The organism is Paractinoplanes brasiliensis (assembly GCF_004362215.1).
Lineage (GTDB): Bacteria > Actinomycetota > Actinomycetes > Mycobacteriales > Micromonosporaceae > Actinoplanes > Actinoplanes brasiliensis.
This window is the reverse complement of the sequence record NZ_SNWR01000001.1, coordinates 5,060,588-5,076,125: the sequence shown is the minus strand read 5'-3', so window position 1 is coordinate 5,076,125 and position 15,538 is coordinate 5,060,588. Positions and strand designations below refer to the sequence as shown.

General features: G+C 72.9%; 14 protein-coding genes. 7 read left to right on the top strand and 7 right to left on the bottom strand.

Annotated features, from left to right (window positions below; genetic code table 11):
- Positions 1–53 precede the first annotated feature (53 nt).
- A complete protein-coding gene (locus C8E87_RS23135) occupies positions 54–686 on the top strand; it encodes a TetR/AcrR family transcriptional regulator (RefSeq protein WP_133875038.1) in 633 nt (210 codons plus the stop codon).
- Here the strand turns inward: C8E87_RS23135 and C8E87_RS23130 are convergent.
- The 4 genes from C8E87_RS23130 to C8E87_RS23115 all read right to left on the bottom strand — a co-directional run bounded on the left by C8E87_RS23130 (position 667) and on the right by C8E87_RS23115 (position 7,110).
- Positions 667–1,647 carry a hypothetical protein gene (locus tag C8E87_RS23130; RefSeq protein ID WP_203720447.1) on the bottom strand — a complete coding sequence of 327 codons (981 nt, stop codon included), beginning with the start codon at positions 1,645–1,647 and terminating at the stop codon, positions 667–669. The two genes, C8E87_RS23135 and C8E87_RS23130, sit on opposite strands and share 20 nt — an antisense overlap.
- Positions 1,644–4,130, bottom strand: coding sequence for an AAA family ATPase (locus C8E87_RS23125; RefSeq protein ID WP_133875037.1), 2,487 nt, complete (start codon positions 4,128–4,130; stop codon positions 1,644–1,646). Before C8E87_RS23125 ends, C8E87_RS23130 begins: the two co-directional genes overlap by 4 nt.
- Before the next feature lie 70 nt (positions 4,131–4,200).
- A complete protein-coding gene (locus C8E87_RS23120; protein ID WP_133875036.1) occupies positions 4,201–5,352 on the bottom strand; it encodes an exonuclease SbcCD subunit D in 1,152 nt (383 codons plus the stop codon).
- A 9-nt stretch (positions 5,353–5,361) separates the two neighbouring features.
- Positions 5,362–7,110 carry an ATP-binding protein gene (locus tag C8E87_RS23115; RefSeq protein ID WP_133875035.1) on the bottom strand — a complete coding sequence of 583 codons (1,749 nt, stop codon included), beginning with the start codon at positions 7,108–7,110 and terminating at the stop codon, positions 5,362–5,364.
- 192 nt (positions 7,111–7,302) lie between these two features.
- On the opposite strand from C8E87_RS23115, the gene C8E87_RS23110 reads away from it, so the two are divergent.
- Entirely contained in the window at positions 7,303–7,893 is a 591-nt protein-coding gene (locus C8E87_RS23110; protein WP_133875034.1) for an RNA polymerase sigma factor, read from the top strand.
- Positions 7,886–8,806: a CU044_5270 family protein gene (locus C8E87_RS23105; RefSeq protein WP_133875033.1), complete on the top strand. Its 921-nt coding sequence runs from the start codon at positions 7,886–7,888 to the stop codon at positions 8,804–8,806. Before C8E87_RS23110 ends, C8E87_RS23105 begins: the two co-directional genes overlap by 8 nt.
- Here the strand turns inward: C8E87_RS23105 and C8E87_RS23100 are convergent.
- Positions 8,794–9,492, bottom strand: a complete 699-nt coding sequence (locus C8E87_RS23100; protein WP_133877017.1) for a pyrimidine reductase family protein — start codon at positions 9,490–9,492, stop codon at positions 8,794–8,796. The genes C8E87_RS23105 and C8E87_RS23100 overlap by 13 nt on opposite strands.
- A 246-nt stretch (positions 9,493–9,738) precedes the next feature.
- Between C8E87_RS23100 and C8E87_RS23095 the strand changes: the two genes are divergently transcribed.
- Positions 9,739–10,467, top strand: a complete 729-nt coding sequence (locus C8E87_RS23095) for an ACT domain-containing protein (protein ID WP_133875032.1) — start codon at positions 9,739–9,741, stop codon at positions 10,465–10,467.
- Between the two features lie 105 nt (positions 10,468–10,572).
- Positions 10,573–11,622 carry a GNAT family N-acetyltransferase gene (locus tag C8E87_RS23090; RefSeq protein ID WP_133875031.1) on the top strand — a complete coding sequence of 350 codons (1,050 nt, stop codon included), beginning with the start codon at positions 10,573–10,575 and terminating at the stop codon, positions 11,620–11,622.
- 42 nt (positions 11,623–11,664) lie between these two features.
- Here C8E87_RS23090 and bsaP read toward each other — a convergent pair whose 3' ends face one another.
- Both bsaP and bioB read right to left on the bottom strand, forming a co-directional pair.
- The gene (bsaP, locus tag C8E87_RS46960) at positions 11,665–11,841 is read right to left on the bottom strand and encodes a biotin synthase auxiliary protein BsaP (RefSeq protein WP_438866101.1); all 177 of its coding nucleotides are present in this window, start codon (positions 11,839–11,841) and stop codon (positions 11,665–11,667) included.
- Between the two features lies 1 nt (position 11,842).
- Entirely contained in the window at positions 11,843–12,838 is a 996-nt protein-coding gene (bioB, locus tag C8E87_RS23085; RefSeq protein ID WP_133875030.1) for a biotin synthase BioB, read from the bottom strand.
- 85 nt (positions 12,839–12,923) lie between these two features.
- Between bioB and C8E87_RS23080 the strand changes: the two genes are divergently transcribed.
- Positions 12,924–14,057, top strand: a complete 1,134-nt coding sequence (locus C8E87_RS23080; RefSeq protein ID WP_133875029.1) for an 8-amino-7-oxononanoate synthase — start codon at positions 12,924–12,926, stop codon at positions 14,055–14,057.
- 665 nt (positions 14,058–14,722) lie between these two features.
- Positions 14,723–15,511: a dethiobiotin synthase gene (gene bioD, locus C8E87_RS23075; protein WP_133877016.1), complete on the top strand. Its 789-nt coding sequence runs from the start codon at positions 14,723–14,725 to the stop codon at positions 15,509–15,511.
- The last annotated feature ends 27 nt before the right edge of the window (positions 15,512–15,538 follow it).

The window sequence follows — 15,538 nt, the reverse complement described above, 5'->3', positions numbered from 1 at the left end:
GCGCCCACTCTAATGGGCAAGCGCCCACTTCGCCATGTGGCAGGCTGACACCCGTGCCGACCGGAGTGGCGCTGCGCGACGTACGCCAGCAGTTGTTCGATGCCGCCGAGCGCGTCCTCATGCGCCACGGGCCCAACGCGCTGACCAGCCGGGCCGTCACCGCGGAGGCCGACGTGGCCAAGGGCGTGCTGCACCGGCACTTCACCGACTTCGACGAGTTCCTGGCCGAGCTCGTGCGCCGCCGCATCGCCGGCCTCGAGGCCTGGGGCGCCACCATGGTCGAGCACGCCGGCACGGGTGTGGTGGCCGAGAACATCGCCGACTTCCTGTTCGGCGTCTTCGACCAGGTCGGGCTGGGTCTCATCTCGCTCGTCATCGGGCGCGGCGAGCTACGCGCCCGGCTGCGCCGCGACCCCCCGTACGGTGTCCCGATCCTGACCGAGGCGACGGCCGTGATCGCCGCCTACCTGACGGCCGAGACGCAGACCGGAGCCGAGCTGCGAACCGGCGCCGCGACGCCGGCCGGAGCCGAGCAGCGGGATCTGCGAGCGGATCAGCGGACCACGGCCGACACGCTGGCGTTGAGCGTGGTCGGCACGGCCCATCTGGTGTTCTGCGAGCAGCCCCGGACCGATCCGGACCGCGTACGGGATCTGGTCCGTCAGCTCATCGCGACCGGGCCGTAGCCAGCGTCAGCGCCCGGTGCAGCACCCGCGCGTCGCCCAGCATGCCGCGCAGCCGGCGCTCCAGCCCGGCGATCGGCACCAGGTTCTGCGGCGCCCGCGGGTCCTTGTACGCCGACGACGCGAACCGTGGCAGCGTCGCGCCGGAGATCTCGGCCAGCTCGATCGCCTGCTCGGGGGTCAGGTCGGGCGAGCACTCGACCCGGACGATGCCCGACCACGGCGCCCCCGACGCGCCGGGCAGCCGCAGATACCACGACCAGCCGCCCCACACCGTGCCCAGGTGGAACACCGGCGTGCGCTGGCTGGGCCGCAGCGACGTCACGACCGCGGTCAACGTGGCCGGCAGGTACTGCTTCTGCTGCGTCTTGACGTACCCGATCGTGCGCGGCAGCTGTCGCCGGTTGCGCAGCGGCCCGTCCACCACCAGCAGGTCGTCGCCCGCGAAGGACGCGCCCATCTCGCGCGCGGCCGACGAGATGTCGATCTCGAGCGCGGTCAGCGGCCCCTGCACGGCGGCCGGCAGCTTGCTGGCCTCGCCCGTGCCGTGGATGCGGTGCACCTCATAACGCACCGTTCCGGCCTGCACGTCCCCGGCCGACGGGCTGGCCGTGAACAACCCGCGGCCCACGCGCGCGCCCACCAACTCGGCCGCCCCGCGAGCGAGGTCGCAGCGAACCACCCCGGCCGCGTACGAGGCGGCGAGCCCGGCGTACGACGTCCCGTCCTCCTCCGCCGTCCACAGTCCCGCGTCGTTGCGCCGTACGCCGTCGACCAGGAACACCACGTCGGGGCAGCGCACCGAGGACGACACGTCGATCGGCGCCCACTCGGCCGCCGGCACCTCGACGTCGGTGTCCACCTGCGCGCTGCTCGGCGAGGCCGGACCGTCCCCGCCCTCGGCGCCGCCTTCGAACGAGGACCCGTACGACGGATCCCACGCGTCCACGAACATCCTGGTCAAAGGCCCACCCTCACCACATGCGCCGTACGGGCGTCCTTGTGCACCTCGAACCGCACCGGCACCCGCTCGGCCAGCGCGGTGACGTGGGTGACCACGCCGACCATGCGATCACCCCGCGCGGCCAGGTTCTCCAGGGTCGCCGCCACCACGTCGAGGGTCGCCGCGTCGAGCGTGCCGAAACCCTCGTCCAGCACGATCGACTCGAGGCTGGCGGCCGTGGTCGACATGCCCGCGAGCTGCTCGGACAGGGCGAGCGCGAGGGAGAGCGAGGCCTGGAACGTCTCGCCGCCGGACAGCGTGCGCACCCCCCGCCGCAGCCCGGCGTCGTGGTGGTCGATGACGTAGAACTCGCCCTTGTCGTGCATCAGGTCGTACTGCCCGCCGGTGAGCTCGCGCAGGATCCGCGAGGCGCCGTCGACCAGCATGTCGAGCGCCTCCTCGAGCAGCCAGCGCTCGAAGTTGTTGGCCCGCAGGTGCCCGGCCAGCGACTTGGCCACCCGCATCTCGCGCTGCAGCGTCATCCGCTGCTCGGTGAACTCGCGGACCTGGTCGCGCCGGTCGGACAGCCGCCGCCAGGACGCCTCGGCCCGTTCGACGGCCACGGCCGCCGCCCGGATCAGGGCGGACTCGTCGTGCTGCGGGACGGTGACCCCGGCCGCGGTGAACAAGGCTGCGATCTCCTGCAGCGCGGCGACAGTGGACCGGTGGGCGGTGGCCACGGCTTCCTCGGCTGCCGCGCGGGCGGTCGCGCGCTCGGCGGACTGCTCGGCGGCCCAGCCGGCCAGGGTCGACCACGCGCCGGCGAGATCGTCACGGTCGGCGGGCGGCGGCGAGAAACGAGCCACCCGATCCCGTACGTCGTCGAACTCGCGCCACGCGGTGCGCTGACGGTCCTCGGCGGCGATCACCGCGGCCTGGGCCTGCCGATGCGCCGAACGGGCCGTCCGCACGGCCGCGCCCGCCCTGTCGAGCTGCTTCTGCAGCTTCTCGATCTCGGCGAGCCGGCGGCGCAGGGCGTCCACCCCGGGCGAGTCGGCCACCGCGGCGCGCGCCTCGGCCATCCGGGACAGGTGGTGTTCGTGCTGGGCGCGTTTGCGTTCCAGGTTGCTCTCGAGCTTGCGGGCCACGGCGTCGCGCTGCTGCCAGGCGGCCTCCGCGACCTCGGCGGCGGCGCGGGCGGCCTTTCCCGTGGTCTCGGCGGCACGCACCGACGACTCCTCGGGCACGGCGGGCACGGTCGTCACGACCTGCTCGCAGACCGGGCAGTGGTCGCCCGCCGCCAGGTGCGCCCGCAGCGCCGAGGCCCGGTCGATGCGCTGGGCCTCCACGTAGTCGAGCCGGGCCTGTTCCAGCAGCTGGGCCGCGCCGAGGTGGGCGCTGTGAGCGATCTCGGCGGCGGTCGCGGCATCCTTGTACTCGACCTCGGCCACCGACACCTCGCCCGCGAACCACTCGGCCTGGCCGGTCAGCCGTTCCAGCTCGGCGTGCCGGTCGAGCATCAGGCTGAGCGACCCGGCATCACCGGCCGCCGCCAGCTCGCCGCGCAGCTTCTCTTCTTTCTCCTCGGCCGCGCGCACCTCGTCCGCGGCCTCGGCGGCGGTCGCCCGCGCTGCCGCGGTCACGCCCGCGGTCTCCACGCTTGCTTGCGGCGTACGCACCGAGGAGAGCAGCCGCAGGTCGGCGTCGAGCGCGTCGCGGGTGGCGGCGGCCTCGGCCTCGGCGGTGCGTCTCGCCCGCAGGCCCGGCATCGCCTGCTCGACGGCGGCGGTGAACTCGCGCATACGGGTGACGTGCTGCTCGGCCGCTTCGACCGCCTCGTCGGTGGCGTCGGCCAGCCCGGCCAGGCCCTGGTCGACGACGGCGAGCTTGCCTTCCGCGGTCTGCGCACGGCCGGTCGCCCGGGTCTGCACCTCTTCGTAGACGTGCAGGCCGAGCAGGTTGACCAGGATCTGCTGCCGGGTGGCCGGTTTGGCGTGCAGGAAGTCGGCGAACTGGCCCTGCGGCAGCACGACACAGCTGGTGAACTGCTCGAACGGCAGGCCGACGGCGTCGAGCACGGCCGCGTCCATCTCGGCCGGGGTGCCGGCCAGCACCTCGCCCAGGTCGTCGAGGTCCATCCCGGTGTCGAGCTTGGTGACGTCGAACCCGGCCGGCATCAGCTGCAGCCCGGCTCCGGCCGTCTTGACGTTGCCCCGGCCGTCGCGGCGCACCACGCGGGTCGCGACGTACCGGTCGCCGGCCGACTCGAAGACCAGCCGCACCCGGGCCTCGGTGGCCGACGGGGCCAGCGCGTTCACGATGCCGCGGGCGCCGCCCCAGCGCGGGACAGTGCCGTACAGCACGAAGGTGACCGCGTCGAGGACCGTCGACTTGCCGGAGCCGGTCGGCCCGACGAGCGCGAAGTAGTCGGCGTCGGTGAAGTCGACGGTGGTCTCGTCCCGGAAGACGGTGAACCCGGCCATGTCGAGCCTGATCGGTCTCATGATCCCGCTCCGCTTCGCTCCGCCGGATCGCAGACCTGGGTGCTGAGCCTCCTGCGCTCACTTCGTTCGCTCATGAGTGGGTGCTCACCTCGTCGTACAGCTCGTCGAACAGTTCCCGCACGCCGTCCTCGGCGTTCTCGCGGCTGTCCAGGTAGTCGCCGAAGAGCTCGCGCGGTGATCGCCCGGCCCGCTGTGCCATCCGCTCCCCCGCCCGCTTGGGCATCATGTCGGGGTCGATGCGCACCTCGAGGGCGTTGGGCAGCAGCTCCTGCACGTCCTCGCGGAGGCCGACCCGCGGCTTCTCACGGACGATGACACGGAGCCAGGCATCGGGAAGGTTCACCGTCGCGAGCTGTTCGAGGCTTCCGCGCACCGTGCGCAGCGCGACCGCCCCGGTGATCGGCACGTCGCGCACCCGGGCCGCCTTGTCGATGCTGACGTCCACGATCGCGACCGAGGAGACGTTTTCCTCCTCGCCGAAGTCGATCGCGAGCGGGCTGCCGCTGTACCGGGTCGGGCACGGCGAGATGACCTGCTGGGCGCGGTGCAGGTGGCCCAGCGCCACGTAGTGCGCATTGCGCGGGAAGACCGTGGCCGGCACCGCGTAGCCCATGATCGTGTGCGCCTCGCGCTCGCCGCCGCCGGCCGACGCCCCGACGATGGTCAGGTGCGCGGTCAGCAGGTTGACCACCCCGGGCTCGTCGAAGCCCTGGCTCAGCCGCTCGATCAGGCGGGCGATGTGGTCCGCGTACGTCTGGGTGGCCTCGGCCGCGGTCAGCTCGTACATCTCGGCGGCCCGGATCGCGTACCGCTGGGAGAGGAACGGCAGCGTGACGAGCTGCCACTTCTCGCCGCCGGCGGTCTCGCCCCGGATCACCAGCTCGTCGGCCTTGTCCTTGACCGCGCCGCGCAGCGTGATGCCGGCCGCCTCGGCCCACGGGCGCAGCGCGTCGAGCGCCGGGCCGTTGTCGTGGTTGCCGCCGATCGCGACCACCTGGGCGCCGGTGTTGCGCAGGGCCGTCAGCGCCCGGGTGACCACCCGCGTGGCGTCGGCCGTCGGCGCCGCCGTGTCGTACAGGTCACCGGCGATGACGACCAGGTCGGGGCGCTCGGCGCGGGCCGTGTCGACCACCTGGGCCAGCACGCGGATGTGCTCGTCGTGGCGGTTGCGTCCCTTGAGGACCTTGCCGACGTGCCAGTCGGACGTGTGCAGGATGCGCATCGCAAGACCTTAGAACGGGATGTCGTCGTCGGACGAACCGCCGCGGCTGCCCACGACGGCGAACGGATCGGCCCCCTGGACGATGGATTTCATCGTCTCGGACGGCGGCGGGCCGGACTCGGACTTGCGGGTGGCCCAGGCCGGGAACGGGAACTCGACGCAGAGCGGCACGGGGATGTCGGGCTGGTTGACGAACATCGTGCCCGGCCGGGCCAGCAGCGCGCGCTGCCGCATGGCGGGCGGCAGGAACCCGTATTCGGGGCGGGCCGCCTCGGCCGGGTCGAGCCGGCCGACCACGCGGATGGCCGAGTTCGTCACGATGCGCCGCTCGACCTCGCTCGCCGTCTGCTGGGCGCCGATCAGGATCACCCCGAGCGAGCGGCCGCGCTCGGCGATGTCGAGCAGCACCTCCTTGATCGGCGAGGTGCCCTCGCGCGGCGCGTACTTGTTCAGCTCGTCGAGCACGACGAAGAGCAGCGGGCGGCCGGTGCCGGCCTTCTCCTTCTCCTCGAACTCGGTCTTGAGCGTCACGCCGACCACGAACCGCTGGGCCCGATCGGGCAGGTTGTGCAGGTCGACGACGGTGACCTGGGCCGACTCGGCCGTCTTGATCTGGTGCGGGCGGCGCTGGGCGAGGTCGCCGCGGATCAGCCGGGACAGGTCACGCTTGCTGCCGATCAACCGGCGGGCGAACGCGTTGACGGTGCCCATGTTGATCGCGCTGCCGGCCCACGTCGATCGGGTCTCGTCGTCGGTGAGCTGCTCGACGATGTGGTCGACCAGATCCCCGTACGAGCCGATCCTGCGCCCGTCGATGCTGATGCCGCCCTCGGCCGGCACGGCGTGGCGGTTGAGGTGGGCCGTGACCGAGTGCACGACCATCGTGTACTGCTGGCGCTCGTCGTCGGCGTCGGCGAACACGTACGGCAGCAGACGTTTCTCGCAGAACTCCTCGAGCGTCCAGTAGAACGTGTCGACCCCGGTCAGCCGGCTGCTCACGTCCGGCGCGCCGGAGGAGTCGCCGGCCCGGGGCGGGGCATAGACCCGTACGTCGGAAAAGGGTGTCGCCGGGAGCTCGAGCAGCTTGTACGCCGCGCGGGTGGTCTCGTCGATCTTGGTGTTGGGGTGGTCGAGGAAGAGCAGGTCCTCACCCTTGACGTTGAAGATCAGCGCGCGGGCGTTGGTGCCGTCGGCCCCGAGCGCGCCCGACCGGAACACCGAGTAGAGCAGGAACGTGGCGAAGCTGGTCTTGGTGGCCACGCCGGAGATGCCGGAGATCGAGACGTGAGCCCCGCGGGTGCCGTCGAGGAAGTCGGCGTTGAGGAACACGGGCACGCCGTCGCGGCCGGTGCCCATCGGGATCCGCCTGTCCATCCGGTCGAAGTGCAGGGCGGCGTCGCGGGCCTCGCCGGACGCGCGGTGCACGATCGCGCCGGGCGCGGGCGGAACGTAGAGCTCGGGGTCGACCCGCGTGGTGGTGATCTCGGCCGCCTCCTGCACCAGGGCCGGCAGCGTGCCGTCGGCGATGGCGAAGACGTCGGAGTCGAACTGGGCGCCCTCGTGCCGCGCCCGCACCTGGGTGACCACCCCGGCGATCGTCACCGGTTCGCGGTCCGGCAAGTCACGCTGGGTGACCACGACATCGTCGAGCTGTAGATAACTGCCGGGGGTCACGGCCGTCCAGAACTGGAGCGGCGTGGCGTCGGCAGTACCTAGCACCCGCCCGACGGGGGAAGATTCGTCAGACACGCCGCTCATCGTGCACCAGGGGTACGACAGAACTCGCACCAGGCATCGGTTGGCACGCGTTGTCCACAACTTCTGGTGGTCATACACAGAGTTATCCACAAGATCTTGCCCCAGCTGTGGAGGCGCGCCCGGGAATGAACCGTTCCGAGCCGATCGGCCAAAGACGGGGTGACGGAACTCCCACCGACCGGAAGGGCGCGCATGAGACCGACGGCCACGCGGGCCGAGCTCACCGACGGCGACCTGATCCAGCTTTCCGCCACCCAGCCCGAGGCGTTCGGATCGGTCTTCGACCGGCATGCCACCACCATCCACCGCTATCTGTCCCGCCGCGTCGGGAGCACCCTCGCCGACGACCTGACCGCCGAGACCTTCCTCACCGCCTTCCGCAGCCGATCCGGGTACGACGTGAGCCGCCCGGAGGCGCTGCCCTGGCTCTACGGCATCGCGGCCAACCTGCTGCGCGGGCATCAGCGCACCGAGACCCGGCAGTATCACGCGCTGGCCCGCACAGGCATCGACCTGGCCCTGGCCGGTCACGACGACCGGGTGACCGCCCGGGTCGACGCGTCCGAGCAGGTGCGCGCGCTGGCCGGAGCGCTGGCGAAGCTGAACCGGGGCGAGCGCGACGTTCTGACCCTGATCAGTCAGGCGCAGCTGAGCTATCCGGAGGTCGCCGAGGCCCTGGGCATCCCGATCGGCACCGTCCGCTCGCGGCTGCACAGCGCCCGCAGACGTCTGCGCGCGGCCGTGCCCCACCTCGACCTGACGAACGGAATCGACGATGAATGACCTCGATCTGATGGAGAAGTTCCGGGCCGACGTGCCCCCGCCCGCGCCCGGCGTGCTGGCGAACGCGCGGTCGGCGATGTTCCGCGCCGAGCCGGCCCGATCCCGTACGCGGTGGGTCTGGCGCTCGGCCCCCGTGGCGGCGCTGGCCGTGGCGGTCGGCGTGGCCGGTGTGGTGGCCCTCCCCGGCGAGCAGGCCGGGCCGGCGAGCAGCCCCCAGGAGCAGGCGCCCGAGGCGGTGCGGGTGCTGCGCCTGGCCGCCGCCGAGGCACGACGCGAAACGCCCCTCAAGGCCCGGTCCGACCAGTTCGTCTATGTCGAGTCCCGGGTGGCGTGGGCCGGGGCCGCCGCGAACGACAAGCCCTCCGGCTCCAAACGCCCCGCTTATCAGCCACCGGTCGAAAAGCTCCGCCGGGTGTGGCTGTCGGTCGACGGCAGCCGGGCCGGGCTGCTGAGCGAACCCGGCGAAGCCGACTGGCCGCTCGACGCCGGTCAGCGCGCCTACCGGGACGAGCTGCCAACCGACGCCAGGGCGATGCGGGCCTACCTCTACCGGGACACCGCGAACGCCAAGGGCATCCCGGCCGACCGGATCGCCTTCGTCAAGGTCGGCGACACCCTGCGCGAGCAGTACCTGCCGCCCGCCTCGGTGGCCGCGCTGTTCGAGGCCGCGGCGACCATCCCGGGCACGACCACGGTGAAGCAGACCGACCTGGCCGGGCGGCGGGGCATCGCGGTCTCCCGGGTCGACCAGGGCACCCGCCACGACCTGATCTTCGACGCCACGTCGTACAAGTTCCTGGGCGAACGCGACGTGGTGGTGGACGACACCACCCCGTACCCGAAGAACGCGGTGACCGGCTGGACGGCCCAGTTGAAGATAGCGATCGTCGACCGGGCCGGTCAGCTGCCCTGACGGACGTACCGGAGGAACAGCATGTCGTCCAGCGTCAGGACATGGCGCAGAGACAGGCGGCGGGGAGGCGTGACGGGGCCGGCCGAGATGCGACCGGCCCCGCCGCCGACCAGCAGCGGGGAGACGGTCAGGCACAACTCGTCGACCAGGTCGGCCTCGATCATCGAGCCGAACAGGCTGGGGCCGCCCTCGCAGAGCAGCTGGGTGGCGCCGCGGGCGTGCAATTCCCGTACGGCCGCGCCCAGATCGTCGACCGCCAGCACCTCGGCCGCGTCGCCCAGATCACGCGCCGGCCCGGTGGTGACCACGATCGGGCGGACCGGCGCGTCCGAGAAGACCAGCTGGTCGAGGTCGAATTCCAGCGAGCGCGACACGATCACCATGAGCGGGAACTCGGCCAGGCCGTGCGCGAGCCGCCACCTCCGCGCCGGTTCGGTCAGCCGCAACGCGTCGTAGTTCTCGGCCCGCACAGTGCCCGCCGCGACGACCAGCGCGTCGCAGACCATCCGCAGCGAGTCGAAGATCTCCTTGTCGCCGGGACCGTGCAGCCCGCCGGAGAGCCCGTCGACCGTCACCGCCCCGTCGGCGCTGGCGATGAAGTTCATCCGCAGTGCCGGCGCCGGGTTACGCGGATAGAGCTCGACCAGCCCGTCGGCCGTGGACGGCCACACCGGGAACGACGTCATGGGCCGGGCGGCCCGGTCACCGGCGGAACCGGCTCGGGCGCGCGGTGCTGGCAGTCGCACCACGAGCCACCACGGCAGTCCTCGTGGCGCTTGTCGCGGCAGGCCTGGCAGATCACGGATCGACCCTACCGGGGATTTTGTCAGGCGCAGGACACGGCTCGGCAACCGGGACGAAACGCCGCATTGGCAGTCTGGCCGCTTACGGGGACGGCCTCGCCGTGCCGTCTGCAGAACGGGAGGAGTCGCATGTTGCTGCGGGTTCGAGTCACCCTGCCCGATCGCCCCGGGGCCCTCGGTCAGGTGGCTCGCACGCTGGGCGTCGCCGGGGCCGACATTGTGCAGGTGGTCGTGCTGGAAAGGCTGGGCGGCCGGGCCGTCGACGACTTCACTGTCGTCTGGCCGGGGGCGTCCCGGGTCGAACGGTTGCTGGCCGGGCTGGCCGCGATCCCCGGTGTGCAGGTCGACGGCGTGTGGAAGGCGATAGGCGCTCCCGTCTCGGGCGGCCACGACGCCGAACTGCTGGCCCAGGTGGCCGCGAACCCCGCAGACGGCCTGGCCACCCTGGTCGACGCCGTGCCGGGGCTGCTGGCCGCCGACTGGGCCGCCGCCGCGATCGTGCCGGCCGACTGGGCCGCCCGTTCCGGCGCGCCCCGGCCGCTGCCCGCCGAGCCCGGCCTCAGCCTGGGCGCCGAACCCACCATCGCGTACGCGAGCTGGCGCGCACCCACCCCGCTGCAGCTGCCCGAGATCACCCCGCTGCGCGCCCGTCCGCTCGCCGGGCCGGGCAACACCCGCTACGCGATCGCGCCGTTCGGCCGGGCCGGGCTGGTGCTCGTGGTCGCGCGTACGGACGAGGACGAACTGCCCGCCGCCGCGTTCCACATCACCGAGGTGGACCGGGTCGCGCAGCTGGTCCGCGCGGCCGCGGTGATCCTCGGCGACCGTCTCGACGCGGCCGCCGTGCCGGCCCTGTGACCGGACTCTCGTCGAAATCCCAGCTCAAGCAATGTCCGCTTAACAGCGCGAGAGGAAGATTGAACCCGGTACAGCTGACGTGACTCGCCGAGAGGAGTGCCGGGGATGGCGCTGTGGCGGATCCGGGCAACGGTCGACGACCGGCCGGGCTATCTTTCCGTTCTGACCGCGAGCCTCGCGCTCAAGTCGGTCAACATCCTGGCCGTCCAGGTGCACACCACCGAGGCCGGCGCGGTCGACGACTTCCTGGTCGACGCGCCCGACTCGATGGGCGAGGCCGACCTGTTGGCCGCGGTGGCCAGGGGCCGCGGCCGTGACGCCTATGTGTCCCGGGCCGAGGCCGAGGGCCTGGTCGACCAGCCAACGCGGGCGCTGGCGCTGGCCGGGCGGCTGGTGCACGACCCCGACGCGCTGGGTGACGCGCTGGTCGCCCTGCTCGACGCGACCGAGGTGCGCTGGCGGCCGGAGCCGCTCGCCGGCCGCCCCGGTTACGAGTCGGCCCGCATGACGCTGGCCGACCCGGGCGGCGGCTCGTTCGAGGTGCTGCGGAACCTGCCGGCGTTCACCCCGGCGGAATACGCGCGGGCCCAGGCCCTGGTCGAGCTGTCCGGCTCGATGCTGCGGCAGCGGGACGAGCAGGTCACGCTGCTGCTGCCCGACGGCGCCGAGCTGGTGGTCCGGGTCGCTACGAGCAACGACCTCGAGGCCGTACGCGGTTTGCACGCTCGCAGTTCCGCGGCTTCCCTGCAGCGCCGTTACCTGGGCGGCGGCGCCCCGGGGGAGGCTCGGCTGGCCCGCCTGCTCGAGCCGGCCGGCGCCGGGCGCGCGCTGATCGCCCTGGCCGGCGATCGTGTCGTGGCGATGGGCAACCTGCTCGCCGAGGGCGACCTGGCCGAGGTGGCGATGCTGGTCGAGGACGACTGGCAGCGCCGCGGCGTCGGCACGGCCCTGCTGCGGCGGCTGTTCGCGCACGCCGAGCGGGCCCGTTTCTCGGCGTTGATCGCGCACACGGCGGCCGACAACGTGGCCATGCTGCGCACTCTGCGACGGCTGGGCGCGGGCCCGGCCGACCGGGACGGCGCGATGGCCACGGTCACCCTGCCGGTGCCCGGTTCCCGCCCCGTGGGCGAACAGGCTCCTGCCACCTTCGGGTGACGGGTGAGAGGGGGTGGCAGCGGTCGCGGCCGCTGCCACCGCTCAGGACGTACGCGTCCCGTGCTCGACGCAGGTGGCCGTCCAGCCGGTCGGCACGACCTGCACCTTCATCCGCCGGCGGCAGTCGGGGCAGAAACGCGGCGGCTCCAGCTGACGGGCATCCGCGCACGCCACGTGATCGCCCTCAGCGGCTGGCTCGCCGCAACGGTCGCAGAACATCTCAGATCGTCTCCGACAGCGCCTTGACCGGCATCTTCAGGTCTTGCAGCAGTTCCAGGTCGCTGGTGGCGGGACGGCCCAGCGTCGTCAGGTAGTTGCCGACGATCACCGCGTTGATGCCGCCCAGCAGGCCGTCGCGCGTGCCCAGGTCGCCCAGGGTGATCTCGCGGCCGCCGGCGAAGCGCAGGATCGTGCGCGGCATCGCCAGCCGGAAAGCGGCGATGGCCCGCAGCGCGTCCTTGCCCTCGACCACGGGCTGGTCGCCCAGCGGGGTGCCCGGCCGCGGGTTGAGGAAATTCATCGGAACCTCGTGCGGGTCGAGCTCGGCCAGCTGGGCCGCGAACTCGGCGCGCTGCTCCAGCGACTCGCCCAGGCCCAGGATGCCGCCGCAGCAGACCTCCATGCCCGAGTCACGCACCATCTTGAGGGTGCCCCAGCGCTCCTCCCACGTGTGCGTGGTCACCACGTTGGCGAAGTGCGACCGGCAGGTCTCAAGGTTGTGGTTGTAACGGTGCACACCCATGTCGACCAGGTCGTCGACCTGTTCCTGGGTGAGCATGCCGAGGCTGGCCGCCACCTGGATGTCGACCTCGGCCTTGATCGCCTTGACGCCCTCGCGCATCTGATCCATCAGGCGCTGGTCGGGCCCGCGTACGGCGGCCACGATGCAGAACTCGGTGGCCCCGGTGGCAGCGGTCTGCTTGGCCGCCTCGACCAGCGACGGGATGTCGAGCCAGACCGAGCGTACGGGGGAGGCGAACAGGCCCGACTGCGAGCAGAAATGGCAATCCTCGGGGCAGCCGCCGGTCTTCAGCGAGACGATGCCCTCGACCTCGACCTCGGGGCCGCACCACTTCATGCGTACGTCGTGGGCGAGCTGCAGAAGCTCGGGCAGCGCGTCGTCGGGAAGCCGCAGAACGTCGAGAATCTGCGACTCGTCGAGGCCGACGCCGTCGTTGAGCACTTGGGAGCGGGCCCGGTCGAGAATCTCTGACATGCCCGAACCCTAACAAGGACTCGGGGGCGGCCGGAGTGTCGGAGGTGGGTGGTAGTTTCCCCTTCTCGTGATCGGTGGAGGTGTCTTGACGGGCTGGTTGGACGCCCTGGAAAGCCTGGCCTCGAGCAGGGCCAAGGCGGGGCTGACCCGTCGGCTCCGGCCGAGGTCACCCGGTGACCCGGTCGTCGATCTGGCCGGCAACGACTATCTCGGCCTGGCCGCCCATCCCGCGGTGATCGAGGCTTCGGCTCAGAGCCTGCGGGCGTACGGGCTGGGAGCCACCGGCTCGCGCCTGGTCCGCGGTTCCGCGGCGGCCCACGCCGAGCTGGAGTCCGAGCTGGCCGCCTGGCTGGGTGCGGAGTCGGCGCTGGTGTTCTCGTCCGGCTACCTGGCCAACCTGGCCGCCGTGCGCAGCCTCACAGCCGTGTGTGACCTGATCGTCTCCGACGCCTACAACCACGCCTCACTGATCGACGGCTGCAAGATCTCCGGCGTACGCACGGTGGTCGCGCCCCACAACTCGCCGGCGGCCGTGGCGGCGCTGCTCGACGCGCATCCCGGCCGAGCCCTGGTCGTGACGGAGTCGGTGTTCTCGGTCGACGGAGACCTGGCCCCGCTCGCCGAGCTGCACGCGGTGACCTCGGCCCGGGGCGCCCTGCTGCTGGTCGACGACGCCCACGCGCTCGGCCTGCTCGGCCCTTCGGGCGCCGGCGGGGTGTCCGCGGCCGGCCTGGCGGGCCACTCCGATGTGGTCGTCACCGCCACGCTCTCGAAATCCCTGGGCGGCGCGGGCGGCGTGGTCGCCGGCCCCGCCCAGTTCACACGGCACCTCATCGACACCGGTCGCACGTTCATCTACGACACCGCCCTGCCGCCCGCCGTGGCCGCCGGCGTCCACGAGGCGCTGCGCCTGGCCCGGTCCGCCGACGACCGCCGCTCGGTGCTCGCGTCCCGGGCCGCCCAGACGGTGTCCCGGTTGAGCGCGGCCGGTTTCGAGGTCTCCCCGCCCGTTGCCGGCGTGCTCTCCGTCCTGGCTCCCGGCCCCGAGGCCGCCCTGGCCTGGGCCGAGGACTGCCGCGACCGCGGCGTGGCGGTCGGCTGCTTCCGCCCGCCGTCCACCCCCGACGGCAGCTCCCGGCTGCGCCTGACCCTCAACGCCGGGGTGTCCGACGCCGATTTCGCCCGCGCCCTGGACGTCATCGTGGAGTGCTCACCGTGACCCCCACCTCCGTCAACCTGAGCGCCCTGCTCACCCGCCTGCCGGCCGCCACTGTGGTCTGGACGGTCCGCGAGCGCCACTTCACACATCGCGGCTTCGTCGACCCCCAGGGGGTCCTCACCCCGGTCGAACTGGACGCGCTGACCACCCTGGCCTCGCCCGCCGTCGCGGGCACTCCGCTGCCCACCCAGCGCGCCACCGAGACCGTCCCGCCCGCCGACCATGAGCCCTCTGCGGGCATCTCGCTCCCGGCCGAGTCCCCGAGTTCCGTTCCGGGCAGCGTCGAGCCTCCCGGCCAGGCCATCTCCGCGCCTCCAGCCGAGCCCGAGCCAGTCGCGCCGACCCCGCCCGCGCCCATCTCGCCCGCCCCGGACGCGCCCGTCCAGCCCGCACCCGAGACACCCGCCGGACCGCCGTCCACGCCCGGCCACCCGCTGCCCGTAACGCCGGCGCCCGTGTCCCCCGCACCCGGCCACCCACTACCCGCAACGCCAGCGCCCGTGTCCCCCGCACCCGGCCACCCACTACCCGCAACGCCAGCGCCCGTGTCCCCCGCACCCGGCCACCCGCTGCCCGACGCGCCCACTCCTGACGCCCCCGTGCCGGCGCCGGATGCCGATGAGTTGCCGAGCGCCGAGTCGATCGGGGCAGAGGTCTCCGCCGAGCTGGCCGCCCAGGCCCCCACCAGCGCGCAACCCGCCCCGCGACGCCCGGCCCCGGGCGAGTGGCGTGGCATCGTGCTGGTCACCGGCACCGACACCGACGTCGGCAAGACGATCGTCACCGCCGCCGTCGCCGCCGCGGCTCAGGCCTCCGGTCTGCGGGTGGCCGTGATCAAGCCGGGCCAGACCGGCATCAACACCGGCGCGCCGACCGACATCGACGTCATCACCCGCCTGGCCGCGCCCGACACCACCCGCACCCTGGCCGAATACCCCGAGCCGATGGCCCCGCTGGCCGCCGCCACGGTCGCCCAGCTGCCGCCGCTCGAGCTGTACGAGGTGGTCGACGCCATCCGGGCCGAGGCCGACAAGCACGACCTGGTCCTTGTCGAAGGCGCCGGCGGACTGCTGGTCCCGATGGGGGTCCGCCCGTCCGGCGAGTCCTGGACGGTGGCCGACCTGGCCACCACGCTCGGGCTGAGCACCATCGTCGTGGCCCGCGCCGGCCTCGGCACCCTCAACCACACCGCCCTCACCTTGGAGGCCCTGGCCCGCCGCGGTGTCCCGGCCGGCGTGGTCATCGGCGCCTGGCCCGCCGACCCCGACCTGGTCCACTGGGCCAACCTGAGCGAGCTGGTCCCCCACCTGATCGGCGCCCTGCCCGAGGGCGCCGGCGCGATGGACCCGGGCGTCTTCCGCCGCTCGGCCCCCGGCTGGCTGACCCCCGGCCTCTACGGCGACCTGGAGAACTGGCGAGTCTGGGCCGAGGAATCCGGCGACGGCCACCACTGAGAGGCGGGCGGCCCGAGCAGGCAGACC